The sequence below is a fragment of the Streptomyces sp. NPDC047043 genome (assembly GCF_040644055.1).
Lineage (GTDB): Bacteria > Actinomycetota > Actinomycetes > Streptomycetales > Streptomycetaceae > Streptomyces.
The window spans coordinates 312,933-327,240 of sequence record NZ_JBEYVO010000007.1 but is presented as its reverse complement, the minus strand read 5'-3'; the positions used below and the strand labels follow the sequence as shown (position 1 = coordinate 327,240).

Here is a 14,308-nt window from a genome sequence, read left to right as displayed (position 1 = left end):
CGATCTCGACGCCGTTCACCGATGCATACGCGGACCTGGGAGGACGGCGATGGACGAGGCACGGGCGCGGGACGTACTGGCCGCGGCGGGGGTACTGCCCGGCCCGGCACGGGACGCGCGGCTCCTCGCCCTCGGCGAGAACGCGGTGTTCGCCGCGGGTGACCTGGTCGTCAAGGTGGGCCGCGACGCCGAACTCCTGGACCGGGCGCGCCGCGAGCTGGACATCGCACTCTGGCTCGCCGAGGCGGGCGTGCCCGCGGTGCGGGCGGCGGAGCCCAAGCCGTTGCTGATCGAGGGTCACCCGGTGACGGTGTGGCACCGGATGCCGGATTCCGTACGGCCGGCCGAGCCGCGGGATTTGGCCGAACTGCTACGGGTCGTCCACGCACTGCCCACTCCCCCGGTCGATGCCTTCGAACTGCCGCCCCGCGAGCTGCTGGGCGGGGTGGAACGCTGGCTGCGGCTCGCGGGCGACGCGATCGCTCCCGCGGACGCGGCGTATCTGCGCGAGCGCCGCGACGGCTTCGCGGCGGCCGCCGCGGCGCTGACCCCGCATCTGCCGCCCGGTCCCGTCCACGGCGACGCGCTGCCCCGCAATGTGCACGTCGGCCCGGACGGTCCGGTCCTGGTCGATCTGGAGACCTTCTCCGCCGACCTGCGCGAGCACGACCTGGTGGTCATGGCCCTCTCCCGCGACCGGTACGGGTTGCCTGCGGCGGCCTATGACGAGTTCACCGAGTTCTACGGCTGGGACGTGCGCGAGTGGTCGGGCTGCTCGGTGCTGCGCGGGGCCCGCGAGACGGCGAGCTGCGCTTGGGTCGCCCAGCACGCACCGACCAACCCCAAGGCCCTGGCCGAGTTCGAACGCAGGGTGGCGTCACTGCGGGACGGGGACGAGTCGGTGCGCTGGTATCCGTTCTGAGCGGCACGCAGGCTCACGCCCCGAAGGAACACGAACGCGCCCGCGGACAGGAGGGCGCGGCCGAGGCCGATGAGTTCGTCGCCGTGCCGTACCTGGTGGCGGCCGCTGCCGCAGGCGCTCAGGGTGACCAGCGCGCCCGACCAGTCCAGCGCGGCCAGCCGGTCCAGCCGGCCGAGGCGACGCCCAGCACACCGGCGGGCGGCCTTCCGGCCGGCGGATCACGGGTGACGGGGGATCGGGGTCACTGCTCCCGGCCCGGTCGTGCGGCGGTGTCGGCGGCGTCCGGCCCGGGCCTCTGGGCGTCGCGGTTCTGAATCGTCCGCGCGGCCCGCCGCAGTTCCGTCAGGACCGTGCGAACCGCGTTGCGGGCCGTGCGTTCCGGGCGGCAGAGGGCGTCGATGTGGCGTCTCGCCTGCACGCCGCTGAGGGGTCTGAGGACGAGAGCGGGATGCGGGCGCACCGTCCAGCGCGGCATCAGGGCGAGACCGCCTCCGGCCGCCACGACCTCGGCCACCACCGCGAACTCGTTGATGCGGTGGGCCAGATGGAGGCGGCGGCCCGCTGCCGCCGAGATGGCCTCGATCGTCGCCATGACCGGGAAGCCGTCGTGGACGGTGATCCAGGGCTGGTCCGCCACGTCTCGCGGGGTCACCACGCGTTTGGCGGCGAGCGGGTGGCCGAGCGGCATGGCCACGTCGAGGGGCTCGCGCAGCAGCGTGGTCGCGGTCACCGTGTCCGGCCACAGCGGGGCGTGGTCGAGGCGGTGGGCGAGGACCAGGTCGTACGCACGTGTGAGCCGGGGAAAGTCCTCCTGCGCCACGTCCTCGTCGGCCAGCCTCGGCACCGGTGCGCCGGGCCCGGCGAGCGCGCGGACCAGCAGCGGGAAGAACGCCGCGCCCGCGCTGTGGAACGCCGCCACCGACACCTCGCCGTCGGGCCGCCCGAGGAAGTCCTCGACCGAGTGCCGGGCACGCGCCAGGGCCGTCTCCACCTCGGCCGCCGCTCCGGCCAGTGTCCGACCGGCGTCGGTGAGCACCAGCCGTCGCCCCCTGCGCTCGGTGAGCGGCACCGGGATCGAGCGCTGCAGCAGCCGTAGCTGCTGGGAGATGGCCGACGGGGTGACCAGCAGCGCCTCGGCGACCGCGGTGACGCTGCCCAGTTCGCCGAGCTCCCGCAGGATCCGCAGCTGCCGTTCGTCCATCCCTCCAGTGTAGGAAGCCGATGTAGGGATACTGAAAGATCATTGAAGCAAGTGGTACTGGGCTTCATCGACGGCCCGGTGCACCGTGGGCACATGTCCGACGTCCGCCGTACCGATGCGGTACTCCTTCTTGTCGCCCTCGTCTGGGGCTCGAGCTATCTGTCCGCCCAGACGGCCACCTCCGCTCTCCCCGTCCTGCTGGTGCTGTTCGCGCGATACGCCCTGTCCGCGCTCGCCTGTCTCGGTCTCGTCGCCGTCCGCCGTGGACCGCGCCGCTGGACCCGTGACGAGCTGCGGGCCGGGCTTCCCCTCGGCCTGACCCAGGCCGCGGTCCTGGTCGTGGAGACGTACGGCGTCGCGCACACCAGTGCCGCCAACGCGGGGCTGATCATCAGCCTCACCATTGTGCTCACCCCGCTCCTCGACCGTCGGCGCGGTGGACTGCCTCCCTCCTTCTTCGCCGCCGCAAGCGTGTGCGTCCTGGCGGTCGGGCTGCTGATGTCCGGCAACGGATTCCACGCTCCCCGTTCCGGCGATCTGCTGATGCTCGCCGCCGCGCTGGTGCGGGCGATCCATGTCTCGCTCGTCGGACGGCTCACGGCCGGCCGCGCCGTCCGGCCGCTGCATCTGACGACCGTGCAGACCCTCGTCGGCACGGCCCTGTTCCTGCCGACGGCCGTGGGCGGGCTGCCGACGCTCGCCCGGGCCGGCACGGCGACCTGGACGCAGCTCCTCTATCTCGCCCTGTTCTGCAGCGTGTTCGCCTTCCTTGCGCAGACCTGGGCCGTGCAGCGCACCTCCGCCAGCCGGGCCAGCCTGCTGCTGGGCACGGAACCGGTCTGGGCCGCGGCGGTGGGCATAGCCCTCGGCGGCGAGCACCTCACCGCGCTCACCGCCCTCGGCGCGGCCCTGATCGTCGCCGGCACCTACTGGGGCCAGTCCGTGGAACGCGCCCGTCGCACAGCTGCCCCACGCAGGATCGACGTCCGACCCGACGGACCGCATGAAGAGGACATCCGATGCGCGACCACGACACCAACCAGCGTCTGATCGCCCTGCTCGACGCCTCCGCCGTCGACTACCGGCTGATCGACCACACCCCCGAGGCCGTCAGCGCCCTGCGCGGGCACCCCGTGTCCGAGGCGGCGAAGTGCATCGTGCTGCGGGTCAAGGTGGACCGGCGCACGACACGTCATGTCCTCGCGGTCGTCCCCGGGGACCGGCGCGTGGACCTGGCAGCCGTACGGACCCTGTTCGCGGCCCGGTATGCCGGGTTCAGCGATCCGGACTCGGCCGCGCGGCGGCCCGTGCCGTCCCCGGCACCGTGCTGCCCTTCAGCTTCGACCCCGCGCTCGAAGTCGTCGCCGACCCGGCTGTCGTCGCACAGCCGCGGCTGTACTTCAACGCGGCCCGGCTCGATCGCTCACTGATGATCTCGGGCCCTGCCTACGAGCTGCTGGCCCGGCCGCGGGTCGAACGCATCGCGAGCCCCGCCCCGGTGTGACCGCGCGCCTGACTCAGACCGGTTCGTCGGCCGGCTCGCGCAGCGGCCACGTGCCGTCGATGACCGCCGTCGTGTCTCCCTTGCCGCGCAGGAAGTTCTGGAAGTCCGCCGCCCACTCGGCGTACCACTCGATCTGACGGCGGTGCAGCTCCGCCGGGCCGAGGGCCGCGATCTTGGGGTGGCGGGCCGCTATCGCGCAGGCCAGGCCGGCCGCGGCGAGGGCGTCGGCGGAGGCGTCATGGGCGGCTTCGAGCGCGACTCCGTACTCCGTGCAGACCGCTTCGAGGTTGCGCTTGCCGCGGCGGTAGCGGTCGACCCAGCGGTCGATGGTGTACGGGTCGATGACCGGGGCGGGGTCGAGGCCGCCCAGGCGCTCGCGCAGCGACGGCAGTCCGTACCTGCGCAGTTCGGCGGAGAGCAGGCTCAGGTCGAAGGCCGCGTTGTAGGCGACGACCGGGACGCCCGTCTTCCAGTACGTCACCAGGACGTCCGCGATGGCGTTCGCCACCTCGTCGGCCGGGCGGCCCTCCGCGGCCGCCCGCTCATTGCTGATCCCGTGCACCGCCACCGCGTCCGCCGGGATCTCCACTCCCGGATCCGCCAGCCACTCCCGGCGCCCTATGGGCTGCCCGCCCCTGACCTCGATCACGGCCCCCGTGACGATGCGCGCCTCGCGCGGATCGGTCCCGGTCGTCTCCAGGTCGAAGCCGATCAGCAGCTCCTGGTGCCAGCCCATCGGCGGCCCCCCTTCTTGGTGGTGCTTTCCCCCAGTGGTCTCCACCTTCCCATGTGCCACTGACAATCCGAGGACCGCGTTCCGCTTACCGCGGGGACGGCACCGGGGGACGGTTCAGGACACCGGGCGCGAATCCACCCAAGACGTTTCGAACTCCTCGCGGTACGTGGGGAAGAGTCCACTGTCGACCCCAGGGTCCATGTCGTCCGACTTGACCACCCGGCTCCCGTTGCGCAGGACGAGCACCGGCGCCTCCATACCGCGCGAGCGCCGCAGATAGGACTGCACGACGGCGACGCCGTCCGAGCCGTCGCCGTCGACGAGGTAGGCGGTGAAGCGCGGGGTCTCGTCGTAGACCTGGATCTCGAAGGCGCCCGGGTCGCGCAGCCGGGACCGCACGCGGCGCATGTGCAGGATGTTCATCTCGACGGAGCGGCTCAACTCGCCGCGTTTCATGCCCAGTTCGCGCTCGCGCCGCTTGACCGCGCTGGAGGCCGGGTTCAGGAACAGCAGCCGCACCCGGCAGCCCGCCTCGGCCAGCCGCAGCAGCCGGCGTCCGGAGAAGTTCTGCACGAGCAGGTTGAGGCCGATGCCCACGGCGTCGAGGCGGCGGGCGCCGCCGAAGATGTCCTCGGCGGGGAACTGGCGCAGCAGCCGCACCCGGTCGGGATGCACGGCGACCACGTCGGCGTAGCGGTCGCCGACCAGGTCCTCCACCGCGTCGACGGGCAGCCGGCGTGCGGACGGCACGTCACCGCCGGCGCCGAGGATGTCGAGCAGCTTCGCCGAGGCCCGCTCGGCCTGGCCCAGCACGGCCTCGGACAGGGCCCGGTTGCGGGAGACCACGTTGCGGGTCACCTCGAGCTCGTCCAGGGCCAGTTCGACGTCGCGGCGGTCGTCGACGTACGGCTCGAAGCACGGCCAGTGCTGCACCATCAGCTCGCGCAGCTGCGGGAGCGTGAGAAAGCTGAGGACGTTGTCGTCGGCCGGGTCGAGCAAATAGCCCTTGCGGCGGCTCACTTCGCGTACCGCGACCGCCCGCTGCACCCATTCCTGGCCGGCCGGCCCGGCTGCGGCGACCACCCAGTCGTCGCCGTGGACGGGTTCGTAGATGGGCCGCAGAACGGCGGCCACGACCGCGCGCAGCCGCTGTTCGACCAGGTTCAGCCAGATGTAGGCCCGGCCGGCTCGCTGCGCGCGCGTACGCACCTCACGCCAGGCGTCGGCATCCCAGTCCAGCTCCGGCCCTATGGAACTCGTCGCCATGGGCCTGGCCAGGGACACCGTGCCGGGCGGGACGTCTGCGGAGTTCCCCTCGTGACCCTCGTCACCAGGGGGCAACTCCAGCCCTCCCGACCCCACCCGCGCACCGCCTTCCGCTCCCCCGAGCACTCCCCGTGTCAACGATCAAGGAAGGGTACTCCGGGAGCGGTCGGCGGTGCAGCCGGATGGACGGGTCGTTTCTCAACTACGTGCTTCCCAGTGGCCGTTCTGCCAGGAGAGCTCGTCCGGAGTGAGCGGATTCATAGCCGTGACGTCCCGCGGGGCTATCGCGAAGCCCTGCCAGTGGACCGGCATGGGCTGCTGGTCCTCGTCCCGGGCGATGTGGTGGAAGCCCACGTTCATCCAGACGATCGGGTGCGTGAGGGTCTGGCCGTTCACCCACTTGTCGACCGACTTGCCGGCTCCGGCGGGGCAGTTGCCGGGGTTGTTGCTGGCGAACTGCTCGCACTTGTTGTACTCGGTGAAGTACACGTCGTGCTTGGTGAAGCTGCGTCCCGGGTACCTGGTGGTGGGCCCGGGCACGATCTCGTACGAGCGCGCGTGGTCGTCCTTGTTCTTGCCGGTCGCGCTGACCACCCGCCACCAGCGGTAGGTCTTGGCGTCGCCCGCGAGTTCCTTGGTGACCTTGGTGCGGGTGGTCTTGTTGGTCGGCGCCTCCTGGCCGTGAGCGGGCGCGCTGACCGCCGAGTCGTACTGCTCGACCTTGGTCTTGGAGGAGCCGTCGAGGCCGAAGTCCAGCCGCCAGAAGACGTTGTGGCTGTGGCTGGTGGCGGAGGCCTTGGCGCCCTTGCCGATGGGCCAGCCGCGACCGTCGCCGGCGTCGTAGTCCTCCCAGGAGAGGCTTCCGGTGGCGCCGACGTTCATGTTGACCGTGCCGTCGTCCTGGAAGCGCCACTCGGTCATGTACTCGTACCAGCCGACCTGGTTGACCGTGTACACGAGGAGGTCCTTGCCCTGCGCCTGATAGACCTTGTTCGCCGTGTCGCCCTGCATCCGGTAGGCGTGGCCGCGCGAACGGGTCGTGGTGCACAGGCCGTTGACGTTCGGGTGCGCCGGGTCGATGGCGTCCGGGACCTTGACGGACTTGATGGTGCCGCCGGGGCACTCGCCCGGCGCCAGGTTCACCAGCCCCTGGGCGAAGCCGAAGCCCGTCAGGTCGTCGTACTCGACGCTGCCGTCGTCGTAGGGGACGTCGATCTGGGCGAGCCGGGCGCTGTTGAGGACCTTGATCGGGGCGCTCTCGCCCTTGGGCTGGTAGGAGACGTTGTCGAGAACGAGGCCGGCCTTGCTGTCGTAGCGCCAGCACATCCGCCAGGTGGTACCGCTGGAGAGCTTCTGTTCGATCTTGTACGCGGTGCTGCACTCGGCCGCCGCCGCGCCGGCGGTCTTCGGCTGGGCGGCGGCCGGCCCCGCACCGGTGGTCGCACCGGCGGCCAGCGCGGCCACCGACAGGCCCACGGCCGCCCGCGTGCGGGCACGGCTGATTCTGTTGACGCGCATGGGCGAAGTGACTCCCTTACAGGAGGAGCAAGTTGGAAAAGTGAACGGAGGGCGGCTCAGCCGCGGTGGAGCTCGGCGACCTTGCGGGCACTGAGGTCGATGACCAGGTACCTGGCGTCGATCCAGGGCCCGTTGACGACCTTCGGGAACAGCCGCACGCAGCGGTGTTCGCCGCACTTGTCGAGCACGGCGGGCTGTGCGCCCGGCGTGGCCCGGTACACGGCGCCGTTGAGCAGCAGCTGGTCCGGCGAGGTGAGCTCCTTGCCGGTGGCGTCCTTGTAGTCCGCCTTCAGGCCCGCGCCGAGCGGGTCGGCGATCAGGAGGCTCGCGGCCTCGGCGTTCTCGGCACGGCTCATCGGCGGCTGCACGCCGTGCTGGGTGCCGGTCTCCTCGACCTTGCCGGTGTCGAGGTTGACGGTCTTGGTGACGAGGGTGTCGTTCTTGTAGTCGTAGAACGTCACGTCGGCGCGCCGCGGCGCGTTCGGGTCGTCCGTCTCGTCGTTCTCGGGGTCCGCGAGATCGACGGTCAGGCGCTGCGGGCCGCGCTTGCCGTCCACGTTCTCCGCGGAGTTCAGCAGCTGCCGGTTCGCGGCGATCTGCTCGGCCCGCTTCGTCTCGTCGTCGGTCAGCGGGTCGTTGCCCTTGCCCTTGTCACCCTCGGCGGGCGCCTGCTCGACGACGCCGGGCTTGACGGCGCCGTCCTGCCCCTGTCCCGCCTGCTGCGCCGCCTGGGCGCCTGCCTTTGCGCCCCCCGATTCGTCGGCTCCCGCCGTCCCCGGCAGTGTGATTCCGACCATCACGGCGGTTCCGGCCACCGCTATGGCCGCACCGGCCACCACCTTGCCCAGATGGCGGTGCACTATCTTGCGCACATCTTCCCCCTACTCCCCCTTCATCCCCGGGAGTACGTGTTTGCCCCACTGGTTCGGCATACTGCGTATGCACTGGTCGATCGGTAAGAGGGACGTAAGTCATAGGTGGTTCCATCACTTTCGGGGACACTCGACGCCAAGGCACCCCCGGGGGCGCGCTCCACCTGAAAGAGTCGTATCCATGCAGGTCTGGCCTGGCGAGGCGTATCCGCTCGGTGCCACGTACGACGGCGCCGGCACCAATTTCGCGGTCTTCACCGAGACCGCGGACCGAGTAGAGCTGTGTCTGCTGCACGACGACGGCTCGGAGACGGCGGTGGAACTCCGCGAGAGCGACGCTTTCGTACGGCACGCGTACGTGCCCGGCATCATGCCGGGACAGCGCTATGGCTTCCGTGTGCACGGCCCGTACGCCCCCGAGCGCGGTCAGCGCTGCAACTCGGCGAAGCTGCTGCTCGACCCGTACGCGCGCGCGATCAGCGGCTCCATCCGCTGGGGCGAGGAGGTCTACGGCTACCACTTCGACGCCCCCGACAAGCGCAACGACCTGGACTCGGCGCCGCACACGATGACGTCCGTCGTGGTCAACCCGTACTTCGACTGGGGCGACGACCGCCGCCCGCGGCGCGGCTACCACGAGACGGTGATCTACGAGGCCCATGTGAAGGGCCTCACCATGCGCCACCCGGGGCTGCCGGAGGAACTGCGCGGCACCTACGCGGCCCTCGCGCACCCGGTGATCATCGAGCATCTGGTGGAGCTGGGCGTGACGACGCTGGAGCTCATGCCGGTCCACCAGTTCGTCAACGACCACCGGCTGGTCGACATGGGCCTCAACAACTACTGGGGCTACAACACGATCGGCTTCTTCGCCCCGCACAACGCCTACGCCTCCTGGGGCGACCGCGGCCAGCAGGTCCTGGAGTTCAAGTCGGCGATCAAGGCGCTGCACGAGGCCGGCATAGAGGTCATCCTCGACGTGGTCTACAACCACACGGCCGAGGGCAACCACCTGGGCCCCACGCTGTCCTTCCGGGGCATCGACAACCCCTCCTACTACCGCCTCACCGACGACCCCCGCTACTACATGGACACCACGGGCACCGGGAACTCCCTGCTCATGCGGTCCCCGCACGTCCTGCAGCTGATCATGGACTCGCTGCGCTACTGGGTCACCGAGATGCACGTCGACGGCTTCCGCTTCGACCTCGCGGCGACCCTGGCCCGGCAGTTCCACGAGGTGGACCGGCTGTCGTCGTTCTTCGACCTGGTGCAGCAGGACCCGGTGGTCTCCCAGGTGAAGCTGATCGCCGAGCCGTGGGACGTCGGCGAGGGCGGCTACCAGGTGGGCAACTTCCCGCCGCTGTGGACCGAGTGGAACGGCAAGTACCGCGACACGGTGCGCGACATGTGGCGCGGCGAGCAGCGGGCGCTCGCGGAGTTCGCCTCCCGGCTGACGGGCTCCTCGGACCTCTACCAGGACGACGGCCGCCGCCCGCTGGCCTCGATCAACTTCGTGACCTGCCACGACGGCTTCACCCTGCACGACCTGGTCTCGTACAACAACAAGCACAACAAGGCCAACGGCGAGGACAACCGGGACGGCGAGAGCCACAACCGGTCGTGGAACTGCGGTGCGGAGGGCGAGACCGACGACTCCGAGGTGCGGAAGCTGCGGGCGCGCCAGATGCGGAACTTCGTGGCCACGCTGATGCTCTCCCAGGGCGTGCCGATGATCAGCCACGGCGACGAGTTCGCGCGCACGCAGCGCGGCAACAACAACGCGTACTGCCAGGACAACGAGCTGGCCTGGGTGAAGTGGCTGGACCCCGACGCGGAGGAGGAGGACTCGGACGTCGGCGAGCTGCTGAAGTTCACGCGCGCGATGGTGTGGCTGCGCAAGGACCACCCGGTCTTCCGCAGGCGCCGCTTCTTCCACGGCCGGCCCGTGGAAGGAACACATGACGAATTGTCGGACATCGCCTGGTTCACTCCCGAGGGCAAGGAGATGACCCAGCGGGACTGGGACTCGGCGCCGGCCTCGGCACTGACCGTGTTCCTCAACGGCAACGCGATCTCCGAGCCGGGCCAGCGCGGGGAGCGGATCACCGACGACTCGTTCCTGCTGATGTTCAACGCCTCGCCCAAGACGCTGGACTTCGTGGTGCCGGTCAACCACGGCCGCCAGTGGCAGGTCGTGGTCGACACCGCCCGCACGAACGGGGTACCGCCGGACACCGGCCCGAAGGTGCAGGCCGGGGACCGGCTGACACTGGTGGACCGAAGCCTTACGGTGCTGCAGCGGCCGGTCTAGGGGTCGGTTCGGTGGTCCGGTCGGTGTACGGCTTCGGGCGCGCGATCAGCGCGATCGCGCACGCGAGTGCGGCGGCCAGGCTCGCCGCCGCGAAGGCGGCCGCGGGGCCGTGTGACTCGGCGAGGCGGCCGGTCACCGCGACGGCGAGGGCCTGGCCGCCGACGATCGCGCTCGTCGCGACGGCCATCGCCTCGGCCAGCCGGGTGGGCGGCACCGCCCGCTCGGTGAGCCCGAACACCGTGATCAGATGCGGGGCGTAGGCGACTCCGAGGACGGTCACGACCGCGTACAGGCCGACCATGCTGTGCGTCCACAGGAGGGGCAGAGAGAGGACGAGCGCGGCAGCGGTCGCCAACCGCCACCGGGTGGCGAGAGCGACTCGCGCGGGCACGGCCGCCATGGAGAGCCCCGCGACAGCGCTCATCACCCCCATCGCGGCGTAGACGAGTCCGGCCTGGTCGGAGTGGTCCAGCCGCTCGGTGAGCGCGACGATGCCGGATTGGCATGCCCCGAACATCGCGCCCTGAAGGGCGAGGGCTGCACGGAGCGAGTGGACCGAGCGCGGGGTGCGGGGGCGTGGGGTGGAGACGGGTGTGGGTCGGGGCGGGGGCGCCACCTCCGCCGTCGGATGCAGCGCGAAGCCCGTGCCGCACACGGCCACCAGGACGGCCGCCGCCGCCATGGCGAACGCGGGATGGGCCAGGACCGCTGCCAGGCCGACCAGAGCCGGGCCCAGGACGAAGGAGATCTCGTCGAGGGTGCTCTCGAAGGAGAGCGCGGTACCGATCGTCGTGTCGGAGGCTCCGGCTCGGCGGGCCAGCGCCACCAGCCGAGCGCGGCCCAAGGGGCCGATCAGCGGTACCGTCGCGCCCGCCGCCGCACCGAGCAGGGCCAGCCACGGTGCCGGTGGCTGCGCCAGCGCACCGCAGGTCAGCGCGGTGATCGCGAGCGCGTTGGTGAGGGAGAAGGCGAGGACGACCGTCCGCTGGCCGTGCCGGTCGGCGAGCCGGCCCACCAGCGGGCCGCAGGCCACCTGCCCGAGCGCGAGCGCCCCGCCGGTCAGTCCCGCGGCGGCCGGCGACCCGCTGGTGCGGGCGACGAGCAGCACGCTGCCGAACTGGATCGTGGCCGTCGGCAGCCGTCCCAGGAAGGACACGACCGGCAGCAGCGGCCCGGTCAGACCGATGACGTCTTTGTACGTTCGCCCCGTGCTCCCCATCACTCGAAGCTAGCCACGCGCGCGTGCACCCGTGGAGGGGACGATGACACGAAGGACGGCAGGGCGGGTACGTAGGTTTGCATGACACCTGAGCGACCCGACCCCACGGTGCCCACGGCCACCTACCGGCTGCAGCTGCAGCCCGAGTTCCCGTTCGCGGCCGCGGCGGCCACCGTGCCGTATCTGGCCTCGCTCGGCGTCTCGCACCTGCACCTGTCGCCCGTGCTGGAGGCCGTGCCGGGCTCGGGGCACGGCTACGACGTCGTGGACCACGCGCGCGTGCGCGAGGAACTGGGCGGCGAGCAGGGGCTGCGTGCGCTGGCGGGCACGGCGCGGGACCACGGTCTCGGGCTCGTCGTGGACATCGTGCCGAACCACATGGCCATGGCCCCTCGCCACAACCGCGCCCTGTGGGAGGTGCTGCGGGAGGGCCCCAAGTCGCCGTACGCGCGCTGGTTCGACATCGACTGGGAGGCGCAGGGCGGCCAGATGCTGCTGCCGGTGCTGGGAGGCCCGCTCGGCTCGGTCATCGGTGAGCTGCGGGTCGACGGTGACGTCCTGCGCTACTACGACCACGTGTTCCCGCTCCGCGAGGGCACCGAGGAGCTGCCGCTGCCGCAGCTCCTGGACGCGCAGTGGTACCGCCCGGTGTGGTGGCGACTGGCCCGCACCGAGCTCAACTACCGGCGTTTCTTCAGCATCTCGGAGCTGATCGGGGTGCGGGTCGAGGACCCGGAGGTGTTCGAGGCCACGCACGCGAAGCTGCTTCAGCTGCTGCACGAGGGCGTGGTCGACGGGCTGCGCATCGACCATCCCGACGGGCTCGCCGACCCCGACGGGTATCTGCGGCGGCTGCACGAGGCGACCGGCGGCCGCTGGACGGTAGTGGAGAAGATCCTCGCGGACGGGGAGCCGCTGCCGGCCTCCTGGCCGGTCGCGGGCACCACCGGCTACGACGCCCTGCGGCACGTCGACGGCGTCTTCACGGACCCGGCAGGGTTCGGGGAACTCCTCGGCCAGTACCGGCGGTTCGCGGCCCCGCAGACCGACCGCGGCGGCGACTGGGCGGCGACGGTGCGACGGGCGGCGTACAAGGTGATCACGCACGAGCTGGCCGCCGAGGTGGACCGGCTGACCCGGGTGGCGAGCCGGCTGTGCGCCACCGCGCCGGACCCCGCGCTGCGCGACCGCGCCCCCTGGGCGCTGCGCACGGCGCTGCAGGAGCTTCTCGTCCGCATGGAGGTCTACCGGCCGTACGCCTCCGGGGACGCCGCGGCCGTCGTCACCGAGGAGGCCGCCGCCGAGGCCCGGCTCGCCTTCGTCGTGCCGGAGGAGGCGGGCGCGGTCGACGTCGTACGGAATCTGGTGCTCGGGCGGCACGGTGACGGGCCCGAACACGTGGAGTTCCGGGCGCGGTTCGCGCAGACCGCCTCAGCGCTGCGCGCCAAGTCCGTGGAGGACACGGCGTTCTACCGCTATGTGCCGCTGCTGTCGGCGACCGAGGTGGGCGGCAACCCGGGGAGTCCGGCGGTGGCCCCGGAGGACTTCCATGCCTACTGCGCGCGCCTGCAGCGCGACTGGCCGGCGACCGGGACGGTCGCGTCGACGCACGACACCAAGCGCAGTGCCGACGTACGGGCGGCGCTGGCCGTGCTCACCGAGTGCCCCGGCCGCTGGGCGGACGTGCTCGCCGACGTGACGCGCGCCGGGGAGGGCGTGCCGGACGCGCAGATGGCGTGGGCGGCCTGGCAGACCGTGTTCGGGCTCGGCACGGCGGACGAAGAGCGCGTGCAGCAGGCCCTGTTGAAGCATGTGCGGGAGGCGGGGCTGTTCACGAGCTGGACGGAGCAGGAGCCCGCCTACGAGGAGGCGGTGGCGGCGTTCGTCGCGACGGGACCGTGCGGGGCGCCGGGCGAGCACGTAGTCGCCCTGCGCGCCGCGCTGGAGCCGTACATCCGCGCCAACGTGCTGGGCACGGCGCTGCTGCACCTGACGATGCCCGGCGTGCCGGACGTCTACCAGGGCACGGAGGGCGAGTACCTGGCGCTGGTGGACCCGGACAACCGGCGGCCGGTGCGGTTTCCGCCCGAGGATCCCGGCGCCAAGGGCGCGGTGACCGCGGCGGCACTGCGGCTTCGCGCACGCCGGCCCGACGCGTTCGGCGACGCGGCGACGTACGCCCCGCTGACCGCCGAGGGTCCCGCGGCGGGCCACTGTGTGGCGTTCGCGCGCTCCGGGGAGGTCGTCACGGCCGTGACCCGGCTGTCGCTGCGGCTGGCGGAGGCGGGCGGCTGGCGGGACACACGGCTGGAGCTGCCGCCGGGGCGGTGGTCCGACGTACTGGCTCCGGAGCGGGAGTTCACGGGGCACGCGCGCGTGGAGGAGCTTTTCGGGCGGCTGCCCGTAGTGCTGCTGGAGCGGGTCGGTGCAAGGGCGTAGACAACTCGCACCGGCGCGGTCGGCCGGCGGCCAACTCACCCCGGGGGCACGCGTGTTCGTCGCGCGCTGCCGAATCGTCCCGGGCGCCGGCGCGCACCCGCGTGCGCTCCCGGAGTATGTGCCGACCGGTCGGCGCATGGTGATGAGCGACGACTCAACCCCTGAAGCAGGCGTCGACAGCACGCCTGCGCCCCGGACGTACGGCTTCCGCGCCCCGACCGGCAGCAAATCGCCCTTGCTGCCCGCGGCAAATGCATCTGGGCGCCCCCTGGAGCCTCCCCCGCCCTGACCTTGACAGTTGCAGGCGGCCGTGGGGT

11 protein-coding genes and 1 pseudogene are annotated in these 14,308 nt (G+C 71.8%); 5 read left to right on the top strand and 7 right to left on the bottom strand.

Features of this window, described 5'->3' with window-relative positions; genetic code table 11:
- The first annotated feature begins 49 nt into the window (after window positions 1-49).
- On the top strand, window positions 50-922 hold the full coding sequence (locus ABZ880_RS13675) for an aminoglycoside phosphotransferase family protein (protein ID WP_361261037.1): 873 nt from the start codon (window positions 50-52) through the stop codon (window positions 920-922).
- A gap of 47 nt (window positions 923-969) precedes the next feature.
- Here ABZ880_RS13675 and ABZ880_RS13670 read toward each other — a convergent pair.
- Both ABZ880_RS13670 and ABZ880_RS13665 read right to left on the bottom strand, forming a co-directional pair.
- A pseudogene (locus tag ABZ880_RS13670) lies at window positions 970-1,080 on the bottom strand (CHAT domain-containing protein); the annotation flags it as partial.
- A gap of 83 nt (window positions 1,081-1,163) precedes the next feature.
- A complete protein-coding gene (locus ABZ880_RS13665) occupies window positions 1,164-2,123 on the bottom strand; it encodes a LysR family transcriptional regulator (RefSeq protein ID WP_361261035.1) in 960 nt (319 codons plus the stop codon).
- A gap of 93 nt (window positions 2,124-2,216) precedes the next feature.
- On the opposite strand from ABZ880_RS13665, the gene ABZ880_RS13660 reads away from it, so the two are divergent.
- Window positions 2,217-3,173 (top strand): DMT family transporter, encoded by a 957-nt coding sequence (locus ABZ880_RS13660; RefSeq protein ID WP_361261033.1) that lies wholly within the window; start codon window positions 2,217-2,219, stop codon window positions 3,171-3,173.
- Window positions 3,143-3,553 (top strand): YbaK/EbsC family protein, encoded by a 411-nt coding sequence (locus ABZ880_RS13655; protein ID WP_361261031.1) that lies wholly within the window; start codon window positions 3,143-3,145, stop codon window positions 3,551-3,553. Before ABZ880_RS13660 ends, ABZ880_RS13655 begins: the two co-directional genes overlap by 31 nt.
- 87 nt (window positions 3,554-3,640) lie before the next feature.
- Here the strand turns inward: ABZ880_RS13655 and ABZ880_RS13650 are convergent, their stop codons facing one another.
- From ABZ880_RS13650 to ABZ880_RS13635, 4 genes are all read right to left on the bottom strand, one after another.
- Window positions 3,641-4,363, bottom strand: coding sequence for a 3'-5' exonuclease (locus ABZ880_RS13650; protein ID WP_361261029.1), 723 nt, complete (start codon window positions 4,361-4,363; stop codon window positions 3,641-3,643).
- 114 nt (window positions 4,364-4,477) lie between these two features.
- Window positions 4,478-5,725, bottom strand: a complete 1,248-nt coding sequence (locus ABZ880_RS13645; protein ID WP_361261027.1) for an SAV2148 family HEPN domain-containing protein — start codon at window positions 5,723-5,725, stop codon at window positions 4,478-4,480.
- Window positions 5,726-5,827: 102 nt separating this feature from the next.
- Complete coding sequence (locus ABZ880_RS13640) at window positions 5,828-7,147, bottom strand: copper amine oxidase (RefSeq protein ID WP_361261025.1); 1,320 nt, start codon at window positions 7,145-7,147, stop codon at window positions 5,828-5,830.
- A gap of 56 nt (window positions 7,148-7,203) precedes the next feature.
- A complete protein-coding gene (locus ABZ880_RS13635) occupies window positions 7,204-8,019 on the bottom strand; it encodes a Tat pathway signal sequence domain protein (RefSeq protein ID WP_361261024.1) in 816 nt (271 codons plus the stop codon).
- 181 nt (window positions 8,020-8,200) lie between these two features.
- On the opposite strand from ABZ880_RS13635, the gene glgX reads away from it, so the two are divergent.
- Window positions 8,201-10,333 carry a glycogen debranching protein GlgX gene (gene glgX / locus ABZ880_RS13630; RefSeq protein ID WP_361261022.1) on the top strand — a complete coding sequence of 711 codons (2,133 nt, stop codon included), beginning with the start codon at window positions 8,201-8,203 and terminating at the stop codon, window positions 10,331-10,333.
- On the opposite strand, the gene ABZ880_RS13625 is transcribed toward glgX, so the two are convergent.
- The gene (locus ABZ880_RS13625; protein ID WP_361261020.1) at window positions 10,308-11,552 is read right to left on the bottom strand and encodes an MFS transporter; all 1,245 of its coding nucleotides are present in this window, start codon (window positions 11,550-11,552) and stop codon (window positions 10,308-10,310) included. The two genes, glgX and ABZ880_RS13625, sit on opposite strands and share 26 nt — an antisense overlap.
- 81 nt (window positions 11,553-11,633) lie before the next feature.
- Between ABZ880_RS13625 and treY the strand changes: the two genes are divergently transcribed.
- Window positions 11,634-13,991 carry a malto-oligosyltrehalose synthase gene (treY, locus tag ABZ880_RS13620; RefSeq protein WP_361261018.1) on the top strand — a complete coding sequence of 786 codons (2,358 nt, stop codon included), beginning with the start codon at window positions 11,634-11,636 and terminating at the stop codon, window positions 13,989-13,991.
- Window positions 13,992-14,308 lie beyond the last annotated feature (317 nt).

Coding starts and splice junctions, on each gene's coding strand:
- ABZ880_RS13650 (WP_361261029.1), bottom strand. CDS start 4,363: ATGGGCTGGCACCAGGAGCTGCTGATCGGCTTCGACCTGGAGACGACC.
- ABZ880_RS13660 (WP_361261033.1), top strand. CDS start 2,217: ATGTCCGACGTCCGCCGTACCGATGCGGTACTCCTTCTTGTCGCCCTC.
- ABZ880_RS13640 (WP_361261025.1), bottom strand. CDS start 7,147: ATGCGCGTCAACAGAATCAGCCGTGCCCGCACGCGGGCGGCCGTGGGC.
- ABZ880_RS13665 (WP_361261035.1), bottom strand. CDS start 2,123: ATGGACGAACGGCAGCTGCGGATCCTGCGGGAGCTCGGCGAACTGGGC.
- ABZ880_RS13655 (WP_361261031.1), top strand. CDS start 3,143: ATGCGCGACCACGACACCAACCAGCGTCTGATCGCCCTGCTCGACGCC.
- ABZ880_RS13675 (WP_361261037.1), top strand. CDS start 50: ATGGACGAGGCACGGGCGCGGGACGTACTGGCCGCGGCGGGGGTACTG.
- glgX (WP_361261022.1), top strand. CDS start 8,201: ATGCAGGTCTGGCCTGGCGAGGCGTATCCGCTCGGTGCCACGTACGAC.
- ABZ880_RS13625 (WP_361261020.1), bottom strand. CDS start 11,552: ATGGGGAGCACGGGGCGAACGTACAAAGACGTCATCGGTCTGACCGGG.
- treY (WP_361261018.1), top strand. CDS start 11,634: ATGACACCTGAGCGACCCGACCCCACGGTGCCCACGGCCACCTACCGG.